Annotated in this window: 22 protein-coding genes and 1 tRNA gene; 10 read left to right on the forward strand and 13 right to left on the reverse strand. The window is 58.9% G+C overall.

Going from position 1 to position 15,516, the window contains the following annotated elements:
- Positions 1-85: 85 nt before the first annotated feature.
- The 4 genes from DXA70_RS02725 to DXA70_RS02735 form a co-directional block, all read right to left on the reverse strand.
- Positions 86-1,255 (reverse strand): tripartite tricarboxylate transporter permease, encoded by a 1,170-nt coding sequence (locus DXA70_RS02725; RefSeq protein WP_243001008.1) that lies wholly within the window; start codon positions 1,253-1,255, stop codon positions 86-88.
- Complete coding sequence (locus tag DXA70_RS14035; RefSeq protein ID WP_243001010.1) at positions 1,231-1,611, reverse strand: tripartite tricarboxylate transporter permease; 381 nt, start codon at positions 1,609-1,611, stop codon at positions 1,231-1,233. The genes DXA70_RS02725 and DXA70_RS14035 overlap by 25 nt, the downstream gene beginning before the upstream one ends.
- Before the next feature lie 16 nt (positions 1,612-1,627).
- A complete protein-coding gene (locus tag DXA70_RS02730) occupies positions 1,628-2,149 on the reverse strand; it encodes a tripartite tricarboxylate transporter TctB family protein (protein ID WP_128117547.1) in 522 nt (173 codons plus the stop codon).
- Positions 2,150-2,237: 88 nt separating this feature from the next.
- Complete coding sequence (locus DXA70_RS02735; protein ID WP_128117548.1) at positions 2,238-3,311, reverse strand: tripartite tricarboxylate transporter substrate binding protein; 1,074 nt, start codon at positions 3,309-3,311, stop codon at positions 2,238-2,240.
- A 209-nt stretch (positions 3,312-3,520) separates the two neighbouring features.
- Between DXA70_RS02735 and DXA70_RS02740 the strand changes: the two genes are divergently transcribed.
- The gene (locus DXA70_RS02740; RefSeq protein ID WP_128117549.1) at positions 3,521-4,210 is read left to right on the forward strand and encodes a response regulator transcription factor; all 690 of its coding nucleotides are present in this window, start codon (positions 3,521-3,523) and stop codon (positions 4,208-4,210) included.
- A gap of 4 nt (positions 4,211-4,214) precedes the next feature.
- Here the strand turns inward: DXA70_RS02740 and DXA70_RS02745 are convergent, their stop codons facing one another.
- Entirely contained in the window at positions 4,215-4,421 is a 207-nt protein-coding gene (locus DXA70_RS02745; RefSeq protein WP_128117550.1) for a hypothetical protein, read from the reverse strand.
- Between DXA70_RS02745 and DXA70_RS02750 the strand changes: the two genes are divergently transcribed.
- On the forward strand, positions 4,420-4,641 hold the full coding sequence (locus DXA70_RS02750; RefSeq protein ID WP_128117551.1) for a DUF1778 domain-containing protein: 222 nt from the start codon (positions 4,420-4,422) through the stop codon (positions 4,639-4,641). The genes DXA70_RS02745 and DXA70_RS02750 overlap by 2 nt on opposite strands.
- A 640-nt stretch (positions 4,642-5,281) precedes the next feature.
- On the opposite strand, the gene DXA70_RS14040 is transcribed toward DXA70_RS02750, so the two are convergent.
- From DXA70_RS14040 to DXA70_RS02780, 7 genes are all read right to left on the reverse strand, one after another.
- The gene (locus DXA70_RS14040) at positions 5,282-5,623 is read right to left on the reverse strand and encodes a hypothetical protein (RefSeq protein WP_243001012.1); all 342 of its coding nucleotides are present in this window, start codon (positions 5,621-5,623) and stop codon (positions 5,282-5,284) included.
- The gene (locus DXA70_RS02755) at positions 5,608-6,780 is read right to left on the reverse strand and encodes a lipopolysaccharide biosynthesis protein (RefSeq protein WP_243001013.1); all 1,173 of its coding nucleotides are present in this window, start codon (positions 6,778-6,780) and stop codon (positions 5,608-5,610) included. Before DXA70_RS02755 ends, DXA70_RS14040 begins: the two co-directional genes overlap by 16 nt.
- A gap of 42 nt (positions 6,781-6,822) precedes the next feature.
- The gene (locus DXA70_RS02760; protein ID WP_112115545.1) at positions 6,823-7,380 is read right to left on the reverse strand and encodes a YgjP-like metallopeptidase domain-containing protein; all 558 of its coding nucleotides are present in this window, start codon (positions 7,378-7,380) and stop codon (positions 6,823-6,825) included.
- A gap of 4 nt (positions 7,381-7,384) precedes the next feature.
- Positions 7,385-8,302: a DMT family transporter gene (locus DXA70_RS02765; protein WP_128117552.1), complete on the reverse strand. Its 918-nt coding sequence runs from the start codon at positions 8,300-8,302 to the stop codon at positions 7,385-7,387.
- On the reverse strand, positions 8,299-8,844 hold the full coding sequence (locus DXA70_RS02770) for a hypothetical protein (RefSeq protein ID WP_128117553.1): 546 nt from the start codon (positions 8,842-8,844) through the stop codon (positions 8,299-8,301). Before DXA70_RS02770 ends, DXA70_RS02765 begins: the two co-directional genes overlap by 4 nt.
- Positions 8,845-8,974: 130 nt before the next feature.
- Entirely contained in the window at positions 8,975-10,030 is a 1,056-nt protein-coding gene (locus DXA70_RS02775; protein WP_243001015.1) for a family 10 glycosylhydrolase, read from the reverse strand.
- A 238-nt stretch (positions 10,031-10,268) separates the two neighbouring features.
- A complete protein-coding gene (locus DXA70_RS02780) occupies positions 10,269-10,766 on the reverse strand; it encodes a hypothetical protein (protein WP_022256528.1) in 498 nt (165 codons plus the stop codon).
- A 134-nt stretch (positions 10,767-10,900) separates the two neighbouring features.
- On the opposite strand from DXA70_RS02780, the gene DXA70_RS02785 reads away from it, so the two are divergent.
- The 5 genes from DXA70_RS02785 (at position 10,901) to DXA70_RS02800 (ending at position 12,638) form a co-directional block, all read left to right on the forward strand.
- The gene (locus DXA70_RS02785) at positions 10,901-11,320 is read left to right on the forward strand and encodes a hypothetical protein (protein WP_022256527.1); all 420 of its coding nucleotides are present in this window, start codon (positions 10,901-10,903) and stop codon (positions 11,318-11,320) included.
- 83 nt (positions 11,321-11,403) lie between these two features.
- A tRNA-Ile gene (locus DXA70_RS02790) sits at positions 11,404-11,476 on the forward strand.
- 34 nt (positions 11,477-11,510) lie between these two features.
- Complete coding sequence (locus tag DXA70_RS02795) at positions 11,511-11,816, forward strand: hypothetical protein (protein WP_128117554.1); 306 nt, start codon at positions 11,511-11,513, stop codon at positions 11,814-11,816.
- 139 nt (positions 11,817-11,955) lie between these two features.
- Positions 11,956-12,090, forward strand: a complete 135-nt coding sequence (locus DXA70_RS15020; RefSeq protein WP_278321306.1) for a hypothetical protein — start codon at positions 11,956-11,958, stop codon at positions 12,088-12,090.
- The gene (locus tag DXA70_RS02800; protein ID WP_128117562.1) at positions 12,087-12,638 is read left to right on the forward strand and encodes an FCD domain-containing protein; all 552 of its coding nucleotides are present in this window, start codon (positions 12,087-12,089) and stop codon (positions 12,636-12,638) included. Before DXA70_RS15020 ends, DXA70_RS02800 begins: the two co-directional genes overlap by 4 nt.
- A gap of 48 nt (positions 12,639-12,686) precedes the next feature.
- Here DXA70_RS02800 and DXA70_RS02805 read toward each other — a convergent pair whose 3' ends face one another.
- Positions 12,687-13,073: a LysR family transcriptional regulator gene (locus DXA70_RS02805; protein ID WP_243001022.1), complete on the reverse strand. Its 387-nt coding sequence runs from the start codon at positions 13,071-13,073 to the stop codon at positions 12,687-12,689.
- Positions 13,074-13,242: 169 nt separating this feature from the next.
- Between DXA70_RS02805 and DXA70_RS02810 the strand changes: the two genes are divergently transcribed.
- From DXA70_RS02810 to DXA70_RS02820, 3 genes are all read left to right on the forward strand, one after another.
- A complete protein-coding gene (locus DXA70_RS02810) occupies positions 13,243-14,265 on the forward strand; it encodes a molybdopterin-binding protein (RefSeq protein ID WP_112148403.1) in 1,023 nt (340 codons plus the stop codon).
- A 5-nt stretch (positions 14,266-14,270) separates the two neighbouring features.
- The gene (moaC, locus tag DXA70_RS02815; RefSeq protein ID WP_112115537.1) at positions 14,271-14,762 is read left to right on the forward strand and encodes a cyclic pyranopterin monophosphate synthase MoaC; all 492 of its coding nucleotides are present in this window, start codon (positions 14,271-14,273) and stop codon (positions 14,760-14,762) included.
- Positions 14,759-15,516: radical SAM protein (locus tag DXA70_RS02820; RefSeq protein WP_128117556.1), on the forward strand; the 758-nt coding region annotated here is incomplete at its 3' end. The genes moaC and DXA70_RS02820, both read left to right, overlap by 4 nt.

The following is a 15,516-nucleotide window of genomic DNA, read 5'->3' on the forward strand; positions in this document are numbered from 1 at the left end:
CCGAAAAAAGAGGAGGGCGAAGCCGTTGGAGAGATCGGCTTCGCCCCGGGTGGAAAGGTGAGTGAAGGAAAGGAGGTTCGAGTAATTACTTCGCGGCTGCTTCTTTGTTATGCTTCTTGAGCAGAGGCTTGTACACGGGGCTCAACAAAACAAGGATACAGATCAGGATGATGATCCCGGTGACGGGGCGGGTCAGGATATTGATGGTTGCTTCCATCAGGGTATCACCGGCCACGATGGTGTATGCGCGGCGGAGGTTGGACTCGCAGATGACGCCCAGAACCAGACCGAGGATCATGGCCGAGCTGTTGAACTTGCAGGTGGAGAAGACGAAGCCGATGAGGCCGGAGATGGCCATCAGGATAACGTCAACTGCCGTGTTCTTGGTAGAGTAAGCGCCGATGGTCGCCATCATGATGATGGTGGGGCCAAGGATGCTGTAGGGGATTTTCAGCACCTGCACGAAGATGCGGGCGATGATCATGGCTGCAAAGACCATGACGATGTTGGAGACAAACATGGAAGCAAATGTGGCCGACAGGAACTGGGGCTGATTGACCAGCAGCAGGGGGCCCATGGTAACGCCCTTGAGCACCAGAGCGCTCATCATAATGGCAGCCGCGTTGCCGCCGGGGATGCCCAGGCTCAGCAGGGGGACCATGGAGCCGCCGGTGGCGGCGTTGTTGCCTGACTCGGGAGCGGCGATGCCCTCCAGGCAGCCGGTACCGAACTTTTCAGGGTGCTTGGAGATCTTCTGCTCTTCCGAGTAGCAAAGGAACGAAGCGATGGTAGCGCCTGCACCGGGCAGGATGCCAATGACCGTGCCGAGGATGGAGCAGCGGGCGATGACACCCTTCAGGCTCCACATTTCTTTCAGGGTAGGCATTTTGGCAGACATATCCGCCTTGCCGTCCTTGCCGGTGACAGCTTTCAGCTTGGAAGGCTTGTTGGTCTGCTTGAGGACTTCGGTGACGGCGAAGAAGCCGATCATGACGGGGATCATTTCAATGCCGGAGGTGAGGAAACGGGTGCCGAAAGTCAAGCGGGGCACGCCCAGCAGGGGGTCCAGGCCGATACAGGCCAGCAGCAGACCCAGCAGGCCGGAGATGATGGTGCGGCAGACATTGCCTTCTTCCAGGCTTGTCAGGATGGACAGGCCCATGAAGGAGATGGCAAACAGTTCCGAGGGGCCAAAGCTCAGGGCAGCCTGGGTCAGCTGAGGGCTGAAGATCAGCATACACACGGCTGCGAACATGCCGCCGATGGCCGAGGCGATGAGCTGTACGCCCAGAGCTTTGCCGCTTCGCCGCGCTGTGCCATGGGGTAACCGTCATAAGTAGTCGGGGCGGAGGACGGGACGCCGGGGATCTTGAACAGGATGGCCGTCATGCCGCCGCCGGTGATGGATGCGCAGTAAATTGCAACAAGGAATGCGATGGCGCTGACAGCGTCCATCTTATAGGTGAAGGGGATGCCGAGGGTGACAGCCATGGTGGCCGAAACGCCGGGCAGAGCACCGAACAACGTGCCAAGGAAGACCGCGAAGATGATAAGGATGAACATCTTCGGGGCAAAAACGACCGACAGGCCGCTGGTTAACAAATCTAGCATTTCATGTCACCTCCTGTTAGAAACGCGGGACGAGCGACTCAACGAACAGGGCGAAGTTGCGTAGGGGGAGGATCTGTCCGCGAGGGAGCAGAACGCCCAGAAACACGGCGAAGCCGATGTACAGGATGATGGTGATGATGACGGAAGAGAGGATCAGCATGGGGATGTTCCGCTGGCCCAGCAGCAGGCCGTAGGCAAACAGGAACAGCAGGCAGGTGAGCATAAAACCCACCGGTTCATACATCAGCGCCATGACCACCACCAGCACCATGCCGAGGAAAAGCTTGCTCTTGACAAAGCGGCCGATGGCAGGAAAGAAATCCTGGAAGGCTGCCTCGATATCTTCTTTTTTATTGATCTTGAAGAAACGGATGACGTTGAACGCCAACGCGATGAGCATCAGCACCAGGATAGCCTGCGGCCACTGCTCGGCACCCAGCTCATTGACGGCCGAGTGGGGCATAGTGGTACTGACATTGACAAAGCAGAAGATGCCGCCCGCAATCAGCAGCAGATTGACGATCAGTTCCAGAGCCATAAAATCAACTCCTTTGCATTATTCTCAAAAAAGCGGGGAGGGTGAACTCCCCGCCGGATACGATTCTGTTTTCAGCCGTGGTCCTTTATCAGATCAGACCTGCACCCTTCAGGTAGTCTTCAAAGGTGGTGTACTCTTCGTCGATAAGCTGCTGGAACTCTTCAGCGTCGGCGTAGCCGGGACGGTCGAGGTAGCAGGCATTCTTCAGGAACTCCTGATAATCGGGGGTGTTCCATGCTTCTTTCAGGGCATCTGCCATGGCGTTTACGGCGGCATCGGGCGTATCGGTACGACAGAGGATGCCGCGCCAGGTACCAACGTAGGAGTCGATGCCCAGCTCGCCGGTGCACTCCAGATCGGGCAGGGTGGACATGCGATTTTCGGAAATGGAGATCAGCGGGACGATGTCGCCGGACTGGATGAGGCCCATGATCTCATCGGCACCGGTGATGTTGATGTTGATATGGCCGCCGACCATGGCACTGGACAGCTCAGAGCCGGAGCTGTAGTTGACGACCTTAACGTACTGCTCCACTTCGGTAATGTCACAGCCAAGGCCGCCTGCCAGGGTCTGCTTCAGAGCCACAGAGTCCGCGCCGGTAGCGGTCAACATGCCGCAGGTCAGTTCCTGGGGATGTGCCTTTGCGTAGTCCACGAACTCGGTGAAGTTGGAGTACTTGCCTTCCTGTGCCTTCTTGGAAGAGGCGATGATGTTGATGGAGTGGACCAGCTTTGCAACGGGGCGCAGCTCTTTCTTGAAATCCACGGGCAGGATCTTCTGCAGGTCCAGCATGATGTGGGACTGGGTGCCCAGAACGTAAGTATAACCGTCAGCGGGCTGCTTGCAGGTAAAGTCGATGCCGTTTGCGCCGCCTGCACCTTCGACGTTGACGATCTCAACAGGAACACCCAGGATGGGCTCCAGCACGGGCTGCAGGGGGCGCAGGGTGCCGTCAGCACCGCCGCCGACGCCCCAGGGGCAGACCAGCGTGACCTTGCGCTCCCAAGTCCAGTCGGAAGCAGCGGCCGATGCCGCAGCGGAACCGGCGGTGGACGAAGCGGCAGTAGACGAACCGGAACCGCCGCAGGCAGCCAGGCCCAGAGCAGCGGCAGAAACGCCAGCGGCCTTCAGAAAGTTGCGGCGGGTGATCATCTTTTTCATAATGTTTTCCTCCTTGTCTTTTGGACAACATTTTCAGGATCTGCAGGGGGTCTTTCCGTTCCGCCCCTGCTGTTGTTAGCTTTATTCTAGCAAAGATGCCTTAACTGTCCATCGTGCTCTTTCTTAAAATTTCGTAAGGTTCAGCAAAAAGTTTTTGCTAAAATCCACAAAAGTGCTATAATACACTTGAAAATAGGAGGAAGTGCAAGATGGAGCGTTCAAAAATCTTAGTCGTGGATGATGAAAAGCTGGTGCGGCGGATGATTGCCCGCGTGCTGGAAAGCGAGGGCATGTCCATTGTGGAAGCATCCAACGGGCTGGACGCCGTACAGATGGCCAAAGCCCAGCCCTTTGACCTCATCATCCTTGATATTATTATGGAGGGAATCGACGGTTTTCAGGTCATCCACCAGCTGCGAAGCGAGGGGATGCTGACGCCCGTATTCATTTTAAGCGGACGTCAGGCCGACAACGACAAGGTCTTTGCACTGGGCATCGGGGCCGATGACTATATCACCAAGCCCTTCTCACCCTCGGTGCTCTGCGCCAAGGTCAAAGCCTGCCTGCGTCGAATGAGTCTTTCCGCTCCCAGCAGCAGCGGCGTGCTCTCTGCCGGACCGTTCTGCTATTTCAGTGACGAGATGCGGCTATTGAAAAAAGGCATCGAAGTCCCTCTTTCCAGCAAGGAGAGCTTCCTGATGAAGTATTTCCTCACCAACCAGAACAAGGTGCTGACCAAAGAGCAGATCTACCGCAGCATCTGGGGCGACAATGTGGTAGACGACAACACCATTATGGTACATATCCGCCGCCTGCGCACGAAAATTGAGGATGACCCCAACAAGCCGCTTTATCTGCGCACAATCCGAGGCGTGGGATACCAGTTCGTGGCAGAATAGTTTATCAGACTTCCAGATCTGCGCAGCTGCTGCCAAGTGCTCCCGTGGTGTTCTCAATGGGGCGGTCCAGTGTTGCAGTGGAAATATTGATCTCATACCGCTGCTCTGTGCCCTGTTCGGTGCTGACAGTCCAAGTTTTGACCGTGGTGATGTGACCATAGGCAGCGGTGCTATAATAAAAACTATAAAGGTACAGGAGGCGATACCCCATGGCAAAAACAACCGCCGCACAACAGCGTGCAGTCCACAAATACGTCAAAAACAACTATGACCGTTTGGAGTTGTCCGTTCCCAAAGGAGAGAAAGAAGTAATTCAACAGGCCGCAAAACAGGCGGGGCAAAGCGTCAACGCCTATGTCTATGAGGCTGTCAAGCGCCGTATGGAGCAGGAGCAGGCCACAGTAGAAACAGCAGACCCGGGGGTAGAATAAAAAAGCTCCCTGCCCTTGATTTCAGAGCAGAGAGTTAGTTGTTCGTTCTCCCCAGACCAGATTGATTTCCCGAAAATATATACTTTCAACATTTTTCCACAATCTTTTCAACCGGCGAAATTGTGATACTGTTCGGGCGATACTACAGGGTAAAATATGCAACGTCACATCCGCTCGCCCCGTCAAAAGAAAGTGCGACAAAAATGCGACAACAAAGTGTGACTCGATAAAATGAGCTTTAACAAGAAAACACAAAAACAACGTATTATCTATATAAAACAGTATACAAATAGACATAAAAAGACACTTAAAGCCTCTCTTTTAATCAGAGGGCCAGGGATTCGAGTTCCCTCGAGCGCACCAAAAGACGACAAATCGTTTGAAGAAACGGTTTGTCGTCTTTTTTGTTTTATGCTGATGTTTTGGGTTTGTACCTATGATTTCATATCAGATATTAGAGGTCAGAAGTACAGTTTGGCTGGACGGCTTAATATAATTTGAATTATCATAATTGAAATTATATTATCGCACAAAAAATGCCCACTCCCCTGAGAATCTCAGACGAGTGGGCGCTATTTTATAAATCTCTCAGTGGTGGCAACCGCCGCCGCAGCCATGCTCACCGCGGCGATGGCCCGCTTCACGCCTGTTTTTCGCGCGGAGCCAGCAGGGAGTCGATGGCTTTCACCAGTGCTTTGCCCCGGCGGCCCAGGAGCTTGGGCAGCAGAATCCGGGCCATGGCCCAGACACCGGCAAAGTTGTACAGAATGATGCCCAGCGTGATGAGGCCGGTCCAGAGGCCGTAGAGAGGCACCTCGGCCAGCAGGACAAGAGCCTCTCCGGCCAACACTGCAAAGTTGAGCAGGACGCGGGCGGGGTGGATGCTCATGCCGATCATGTTGTGGGCGTCGATGGCGCGGAGGGTGAACACCACGCCCAGCCCTAAGAACGAGGCGTAGGTCGCGCCTACGGGCCCCACCACTTGATGAAAAAGTAGTTCATGATGCAGTTGCTCACGGCACCTGCCAGCATGGTCCAGAGGCTGTGGGTGGATTTTTTGTTGACGACGTAGACGCTGTTGAGGAACTGGTTGAAGCAGCTGCAGGTGGACGCCAGTGCCAGGAACGGCACAAAGTGCCAGGCGGTGTAGTAGTTGGACTTCATGATGTGCATGACCGGGCGGCAGAGCCAGATGATGCCCGCCGCGCAGCAGAACAGCACGCTGGAATAGGTGCGGAAGATCTTTGTAAAGAACTGGGCGCGGCCTTCCTCTTCCGTCACGGCGGAGAGCTGCCAGGCGTCGTAGAAGATCAGGCCCAGGGTGGTCAGGATGGTGGGCAGGAAGTAGCCGGTGGAGAGCAGGCCGCTCCAGGCGTCGCCGCTGTGGCCGTCGATGCCGTCGCACATCTCACGGACAAAGAACAGGTCCGATGCGTTGATGACCCAGAAGCTGATCTGGGCCGGGATCATGGGCAGGGAGAAGCGGAGCATCTGCTGCCAGAGGTTCTTGTTCAGGCCCTTGAGCTCCACATAGTTCCACAGCTTGCCGGTCAGGCAGAGGAAGAGGACGCTGACGAGGTCGCCGCTGATGATGGCCAGCAGGTAGCCGTTGGCACCCAGCTGGAAGCCCACCAGATAAAGGACGTAGAACATCAGGGTGGCAAAGGTGCAGAGGATGCCGTCGATGGCCACCAGCTTGTTCCACTGGCGGCTGCGCACAAACTGGGTGCAGAGGGTGCGCAGACAGCTCATGAGGATATAAAGGTAGATGAGCATACCGTACTGGGCCATATCAGGCAAAAACTGCACCACTGGCCAGAAGATCACCAACAGGCCGAAACCGGCCAGAATGGTGAGCAGGCCATTGGTGAACACCTGCTTTTCGCTGTTGCCCTTATCCAGACCGAACCGGATGATGGCGTTGGACATGCCCATGGAGACAAAGGGGATGAGCAGGTTGGCGTACTGGCTCAGGATCTTGGCCAGGCCCAGATCGGAGATCTCGGCCATGGCGTAGGTCAAAAACGGCTGGACGATCAGTGTCAGCAGCTTGGACGAAAAGCTGGAGATGGCAAAGATAAGGGTGTTGCCTGCCAGCTTGCTGTATTTATCGCTGGATTTCTGATTTTCGTTTGACATAGTTGTTATGATACTTTCTGCCCTCTATCGCAGGGCTCGCTCTTATTTTAGTAATTCCCGCCGGGCTTTCCAGTCCGGCAGCAGCTTTTCCACCTCGGCCCAGAACGCCCTGCCGTGGTTGGGCTGCAAAAAGTGGCAGTACTCATGTACTACCACATAAATTTGTGCCGCGGGCGGCATGTTGTACAGCTGCAATGCAAAGGTGATCTGCCGCTTTGCCATGGCGCAGACACCCCAGCGGCTGACCATGCTCCGCACCTTGATGGTGGGTTTCTGGCCGCCCAGCACCTCGGCAAAGGCCGGGTACACGGCGTCGCTCATGGCCGTAAAATAGGCCAGCGCCACCTCTTTGGGCGGCAGAGGCGTTTCCGTCTGGCGTTCGGCGCGGGCCAGCTGCCGGGCCTGCGCCTCGGCGATCCACTGGGCCTGCTCGGCCACAAAGCGGTCCGCCTGGGCCCAGTCCATCCGCAGGGGGATGCTGACGGCCACCGAGCCGTCCCGCCGGACCCGCAGGTTGAGCTTTTTCACCTTGCGGCGGGAGCACTCATACCAGATGCCGCCGGAGCACCGCAGCCGCGGTGCCGCTGTTCTGCCTGCCATGGGGTCAGGCGGCGCTCTCGGCGCGCTTGCCCAGCGGCAGCTGCGCCAGCACCACGGCGGTAAAGATCAGCGCGCAGCCGATGCCCTCCCGCGCCGAGAGGCTCTGGTGCAGGATGAGCCAGCCGCCAATGGCGCTGAAGACGCTTTCCAGACACATGATGAGGCTGGCGATGGCGGGGTTCAGGTCTTTCTGGCCCAGAATTTGCAGCGTGTAGGCCACGCCGCTGGAAAAGACGCCGCAGAACACGATGGGCCAGGCGTTGGCCGCAAAATCGGCCAGGGTGGGCGTCTCAAACAGGAACGCGGCAAGGGTGCTCTCGATGGCCGTGACCAGGAACTCCAGCAGACTCAGGCGGACACCGTCCACCAGCGGGGAGTAGTGGTCCACCGCCATGATCTGGAAGCTGAACAGCACGGCGCAGCCCAGCAGCAGCCAGTCGCTGAGCTCAATGCTGCCAAAGCCGTTTTTCATGCAGAGCAGGTAGAGCCCGGCCACTGCGATGACCATGCTCACCCAGAGCCGCGCGCTGTTCCGCCGCCCCAGTGCCAGCCCGAACACCGGCACCAGCACCACATACATGGCAGTGAGGAAACCGGCCTTGGCCGTGGAGGGGTTGAGGATGATGCCCATTTGCTGGGCTGCCGAGGCAAGGAAGAGGAACGTGCCGCAGACGACGCCTGCGGTCAGCAGGGTCTTGCGGTCCTCTTTGGCCTTGGGCCAGCCGTAGGGGGCACCTGCCCGGCGGTGGAGCGCGTCAAACACATACATGGTGGGAATCAGCACCAGCACAGCCAGCCAGCTGCGCCCGGCCAGGAACGAATAGGCTCCCATGCCGGAGCCGGAGCTCTGTGCCACGAACGCGAAGCCCCAGATAAAGGAGCAGAGCATCAGCAGCAGTGAATTTTTGGTCTGTGTCGTCATCCAGCGATGCCCTCCACTTTCAGTCCGCCGTAGAGGTAATACCGGCTGGAATCGTAGGAGATGGTGAGCCGGTAGCTGGCGGCCGGGTCCAGCCCGCCGATGGAGCAGCGGTAGTTCTGGCCGTCTGTCTTGATATAATAGGTGCTGCCGTCCACATACTGGGCGCCGCCATCCACCTTGCGCCAGAGGGCGATTTTATACTTCTGGGTTCCCTCGGCGGTGCCGTAGCCTGTGATGGTGATGACGCCGTTGGGGGCCGTGAAGTAATCGGTCTGGCGGCTCCAGATGCCGTTGAAGACGATGTTCAGGCAGCTGTTGACGGCTGCCGCGGCATACTTGGCCGAGGGGTCGCCGATGCCCTCCAGGCTGAGGGGGTCGCTGGTGGGCTCTGCCCACTGGGTGGTATCTTCTTCCTGCACGGTGTCGGCCTTGCCTGTGGCCTGGTCGATCACAGCGCCCAGCGTGTCCTTACAGCTGTTCAGCGCCAGCAGGACCACCAGCACGATCACCACCGGGATGATGACGCGTTTTGCGTTTTTCATAACTTTGTATCCTCAAAACATTTCGTGAAATTTCCGTCTTTTTATCATACCGCATTTTGGGCCGCGTTACAAGAGAAAGCCCCTGTTCCGCGTGGCTTTGGGTCGGTTTTCACCAAAATTTTGCCCGGGCTCAGGTGTTTGCCCGGGCCAGGGCCTCCCGCTCGGCGGCGGCCTGCTCCGGGGCGGCGCTCCCGAACAGGGAGCCGTACCGGTAGAGCGCCCAGCCGCCAGCGCCCTGGGCACGCAGGGTCTCCACCTGCTTTGCCAGCGCGCTGCCCGTGCTCCACTGGCTGGTGCTGTCCTCATTGGCACCGCCGTCTCCGGTGCCTACCCGGTAGGCACCCAGCCCGAAATAGAGGGCCACGTTCCCGCTCCGGGGCATGGCACACCACGCGGGCACGATGTTTTCAAAGGCAAAGCGGGTGCTGCCGGATTTTAACGTATAGCCAAAGCCCCAGTAGATCTGCGGGCAGAGGTAATCCACCACGGCGTCCTCCCCCTCAGCCGTCAGCCAGCTGGTCACATCGCTGTACTGTTCGGTGAGGTCGTTGTCCGGGTTGCCCTGAGGGCTGATACCGAACCGCAGGGTGGGGTCGGCGGCTTTCACGGCGTCGTGGGCCGCCTTGACAAGGGCGGTCACGTTGGCCCGCCGCCAGCTGCCCAGATCCCCTGCCCCGCTGGCCGCAAACCGGGCTGCATCCAGGGCCGGGTCCGTGGTGGGGTAGAAGTAATCGTCAAAGTGCACGCCGTCCACGGCGTAGTTCTGCACCAGCTCGGCTACCCCCTGCACGACATAATCCGCCGCCTCCGGGATGGCCGGGTTCAGGTAGGCACTGCCGTTGTCCGGGTTCTGCCACACCCATTCCGGGTGGGTGTTCATCAGGTTGTTTTCCGCAAGAGCGGCGGGCATGGAGGCCGAACCTTTCAGCCGGTAGGGGTTGATCCACGCTTCCACCGAGAGTCCCCGCCCATGGGCCTCGGTGAGGAGGACGTCCAGCGGGTCAAAGCCGGGGTCCTGCCCCTGCACGCCGGTGCAGAGGTGGCTCCACGGGAAAAGCTGACTGCGGTAGAGTGCGTCCCCAAAGGGCCGCACCTGTGCAATGACCGTGTTCAACCCAAGGGAGAGGCAGTTGTCCAGCAGCTGGGCCGCCCCGGCCCGGAACGCCTCTTCCGAGGAGAAATCCAACTCTGCCCATTCGAGATAGCTGACCCAGACAGCCCGCCACTCCCCGGCCGGGAGGACCGGACCAGGCGCTGTAGGCGTGGGGCCGGGTGCGTTCGGGGTAGAGCTGCCGCCTGTGTGCCCCGGCGGAGGAAGAACGCCCCCGCCGCGCAGGCTGAAACACCCAGCCCCGCCAGAAAGGCCCGGCGGCCAAAGCGGCGCCGGGCGCGGCGGGCAGGACGGCGGGGCCGTCGGCGCTGGGTCATACGGTCTCCTCCTGCCCCTTATACAGAGCCAGAGCAGCCCAGCCCCGGGCGCAGGCCAGCAGCACCCAGAGGATGTTGGTCCAGAAACTCATGGCAGACACGCCGCCGTAGACCGTCAGGAGCAGAAACAGCAGGTGGAGCGCTTCCGAGATGCCCACCAGCTGAAGCTGCCGCTGGATGGGCTTGCCGTGCTGGTATTCCACCAGCAGCAGGGCGGGCCAGGCCAGCGCCGAGCAGAGATAGCCCAGCCAGCCGTTGATCATATAGCTGAACAGGAGCAACAGAAAGACAAGAAAATAATTCCGCTTGTCCTTGGCGGGGGCACCCTTTTCCGCCGCCAGGAACAGCGCCGCAATGGCTGCCAGACAGAACGCGATCTGTTCCAGCAGGCCGAACGTCTGCCCGGCCAGCACAAAAAATCCGTTGAGCATGGACACCGCCGCCGAGGCCAGCAGGAAAAAATACCAGGTCTTGCGGGTGAAATTCAGTTTCATAAAGTTCCTCCTGCCTGCAAAAAGGCGCAGACTGCCTTTGAATTTAAGATTTTTCAAATATTATATCACAATTTCCGGCGGGTTGTGTTACAATAAGGAAAACTTGACCTGAAAATCACCTTGGGGAGGCGCACATGAACGCTGTTTTTTCCATTATCATCCTGATTGCCGTCATCGGGCTCATCATTTTCCTGCTCAGCCGCCGGGAGAACACCCGCCGCAGCCAGTACGGCCCCGCCGGGCTCAGCGAGTTCCGCACCGACCTGCCGCTGGACGACTGCTTTGACCGGCTGGACCAGCACAGCGAGGACGACGTTTTCGCCTATGAGTGCCGCCGGGAGAACGACGGCGGTTTCCTGCTCCACCTCACCCTCCATCAGCCCACAAAGCAGCCGCTGGATACCCTGTACACTCTCCGGCTGGATCCCGGGCGGCAGACCGTGGTGACGCTCATTTTTATCCGGGAAGCCTTTGGCTATAAAGAGCCGCTTTTCCCGCCCGCCATGCTGGACGAGTTCCTGCTGCAGAAGCTGGAAGCGCACCGCACCAAATAAAAAACGGAAAAACGCTTTTCATTTTTGCGTTTTTTTGTTATACTATCCGTTGTGGCAGTGCGCGGGCATTGCCGCAGCCGTAAGGGCCATTAGCTTAACGGTTAAAGCACGCGGCTCATAACCGCAGGAGTGGGGGTTCGAATCCCTCATGGCCCATATAAAAAGACACCCACTCGGGTGTCTTTTTTATATGGCGTCAGGACTGGAGCAATTCTTTCAGCTCCTCCGGGGTGTTTACGTTGCACACCACGGCATCGGGCAGGGATGTTCCCTCCAGAGAGATGGCCTGTCCGCCAACGGACTGGAACAGCCGCCCAACGCGGTGTTCCCCGGCGGCGAGGGCGGTGATGTGAACACCCTGGGGATCGTCTGTGCGCTGGTCTCCGCCTTTACCTATGGCGGCTACCTCATCGCCAACGGGAAAGGCCCCGCCAACGACCTGCTCATTGCCATTGATGGCAGCAAAAAGGCCAAAGCGCAGGGGAGTAACCTTTAAAAATCACAGTTCTTGAAAGCGCGGTGCAAAACAAGTTGCACTGCGCTTTTTTCTGTGCTAAACTGAACCTGTGCGGAAATGCTATCGTTGGAAATAGGAAAATAGCGTTTAAAAGCTAGAATAGGAAAAAGAAAATTTTATGGCCAATCAATATCGAGTCAAAACCGGCGTCAAGCTGTATACGCAGGTGCTGGAGCAGGTCAAAAGCATGATCGCGCAGGGCGTGTACAAAAAGGGGATCTGCTCCCCAGCGAGAAAGAGCTCATTGAGATGATGGGGGTCAGCCGCATCACGGTGCGCAAGGCCCTGCAGATCCTCGGCGAGGCAGGTGTCATCGAGACCCGCAAGGGCAAGGGCAGCTTTGTGGCAGTGGATGCCAGTGAGCTGGCCCCCGCCAGCATGGACCTGAAAAAGTACTGTGAATCGTTCGTTCAGGCTACCCAGGCCCGGCTGCTGCTGGAACCCGCCATTGCCCGGCAGGCCGCCCAGACCGCCACCCCGGAGGAACTGGAACAGCTGCGCAAGAATGTCCACACGGCCCTGCCGGTGGATCATTTCCACGATGTGTTGGTGGAAATGGCGCATAACCCGCTGGTGACGGACTGGATCCAGCAGAGCCACCGGCTGGAAACGGACCCCACCCTCTCGGCCCTCATCCCGCCGGCCCGGCAGCGGAGCATGTCCCCGCAACTGGAGGCACAGCACCAGAAAATTTATGAGGCGATCCGGGACCACAAGAGCGAGCACGCCTATTTCTACATGAAAGAGCACCTTGAATTCGTGTTGGAGAGCTATCAGGAATATTTCGCCATGTTTTATTGAGCAGCGTATCAAAAAGGCAGTGCCGCCCGGCACTGCCTTTTTGCGTGCTTATTTCTGGAACGCCTCGTCGGCCTGGAAATGCTTTTCAAACGCCGCAAACACGGCCTCCCGGGCTTCTTTTTCAAAGGCGAGGTAGCGGTCCAGCAGCTCTTCGCCCTGAGGGGTCAGGGTGCTGCCCGCCCGTTTGGTGCCGCCCTTCTGGGTGTCCAGCAGGGGGATGCCAAGGTCGGCCTCAGCGCTCTTGAGCAGCCGCCACGCCTTGGAGTAGGAGAGCCCCATCTGGGCGCAGGCGGCCCGCAGGGAGCTGCCCTGCCGCACCAGCATCATAATGGAGACGATGCCCTTGCCGAAATGTGGACTTGTATTATAAATTTGCAGCTTCATCATAACATGCTGCGGGCCCCGGGCCGTGCTTCCCGGGCGTTCCTGCGTCATCAAAACAGAGACACTTCCTTTCGGCTTTACCTGTATTTTCATCTCTTTTCACAAAGAGATTATACCATTATTGTTTCTTTGATACAATGGTTGATTTTTGCGGGGATTTCCATTATACTCTATAAAGAATATAACAAGCGAGGGTTCGCGCGAAAGGGAGCGTGTTTTTATGAAGCTGATGCGTACGGAGGATGCCATTGGGCAGGTGCTCTGCCACGATATCACCCAGATCATCCCGGGGGTCAAGAAAGGCCCGGTCTTCCAAAAAGGCCATATCATTGCCCCGGAGGACGTGCCTGTCCTGCTGAGCGTGGGCAAGGAGCATGTCTACATCTGGGAAAAAGATGACACCCGCTTCCATGAGAACGAGGCCGCGCGGATCCTGTGCGAGATGAGCCGGAACGACTACATGGACGCCAGCGAGCCCAGCGAGGGCAAAATTGAGCTGACGGCACAGGTGGACGGCCTGTTCACGCTGGACCGCCAGCGGCTCTACGCCGTGAACAGTCTGGGCGAAATGATGATCGCCACCCGGCACGCCGGCCCCGTGAAAAAGGGCGACAAGCTGGCTGGAATGCGGGTCATCCCGCTGGTCATTGAGAAAGAGAAGATGGCCGAGGCCCGCGAGACGGCGGGCAATACCCCGCTGCTGACCCTGACCCCCTACCGCGCCCTGAAAGTGGGCCTCGTCACCACGGGCAGTGAGGTCTACTATGGCCGCATTCAGGACCAGTTCACCCCGGTCATCAAGGCAAAGCTGGCCGAGTATGGGGCCGAAGTGACCCACCACGTTCTCCTGCCGGATGATCACGCGGCTGTGACCGAGAAGATCAAAGAATTTCTGGCCGACGGCGTGGACATGGTGCTCTGCACGGGCGGCATGAGCGTGGACCCTGACGACAAGACTCCGCTGGCCATCAAAAATGCAGGCGTGAATGTGGTCACTTATGGTGCCCCGGTGCTGCCCGGTGCCATGTTCCTGCTCAGTTATACGGACGATGGCCGCCCGGTCTGCGGCCTGCCCGGCTGTGTGATGTACGCCAAGCGGACGATTTTTGATTTGGTGCTGCCCTACCTGGCAGCCGGCGTGCCGGTGACCAGGGAGCAGATCGCCGCTTATGGCGAGGGCGGCCTCTGCCTGAACTGCAAGGTCTGTACCTGGCCCAACTGCGGTTTCGGAAAAGGAGTTTAAACGGAATGGACAATCATTTTACCCATGTGGACGCTGCGGGCAATGCCCGGATGGTGGATGTGGGCGAAAAAGCCGTCACCCACCGCACGGCCGTGGCCGTGGGCCGCGTCACCATGAGCCCGGAGTGCTTTGCGGCCGTGGCCGAGGGCCGCGCCAAAAAGGGCGATGTGCTGGGCGTGGCGCAGGTGGCTGGCATCATGGCCACCAAGCGCACCAGCGACCTGATCCCCCTCTGCCACACCCTGCTGCTGACCAAGAGCGCCGTGGAATTCACCCTCCACCCGGAGGAGCACAGTATCGAGGCGGAGTGCACCGTCCGGTGCGAGGGCCAGACCGGCGTGGAGATGGAGGCCCTGACCGGCGTTTCGGTGGCCCTGCTGACGGTCTACGATATGTGCAAGGCCATTGACAAGCGGATGACGCTGGGCGAGATCCATCTGGTGGAAAAGCACGGCGGCAAGAGCGGCGATTTTTATTTTGAGGAGCAAGAGCATTGAAAGATCATTTCGGGCGGAACATCAATTACCTGCGCCTGTCCATCACCGACCGCTGTAACCTGCGCTGCAAATATTGTATGCCCCACGGGGTGGAGTTCACGCCCCACGAGCAGATCTTGACCTACGAAGAATTCCTGCGCGTTGCGCGGGCGGCGGTGCATCTGGGCATTCCCCGCTTCAAGATCACGGGCGGGGAGCCGCTGGTGCGGAAAGGCGCCGTGGATTTCATCGCAGCCCTCAAGCGGCTGCCCGGCGTGGAGGAAGTGACCCTGACCACCAACGGTGTCCGGCTGGAGGAACTGGTCCCCGCCCTGAAAGAAGCCGGCGTGGACGGCGTGAACATCAGCCTGGACGCCGCCGACCCGGAAACGTTCCAAGCCATCACGGGCTTTGACCAGCTCGGGAACGTACTGGCCGGGCTGGACGCCAGTCTGGCGGCGGGGCTCCACACCAAAATCAACTTTGTGCTGCTGGCGGGCTGCGAGGGGCGGGTGCTCCCGGTGGCAAAGCTGGCCCAGAGCCGCCCGGTGGATGTGCGGTTCATCGAGGTCATGCCCATCGGCGCGGGGGCGGAGAGCCGCGGTCTTGCCCCGGCGGAGGCCCGCAAACTGCTGCTGGCCCAGTGGCCCGACCTGCACCCGGTGGACGAGCCGCGGTCTTGCCCCGGCGGAGGCCCGCAAACTGCTGCTGGCCCAGTGGCCCGACCTGCACCCGGTGGACGAGCACCGGGGCAACGGCCCGGCCCACTACGACG

The sequence above is a fragment of the Faecalibacterium sp. OF04-11AC genome, from assembly GCF_003460645.1.
Taxonomy (GTDB): domain Bacteria; phylum Bacillota; class Clostridia; order Oscillospirales; family Ruminococcaceae; genus Faecalibacterium; species Faecalibacterium prausnitzii_I.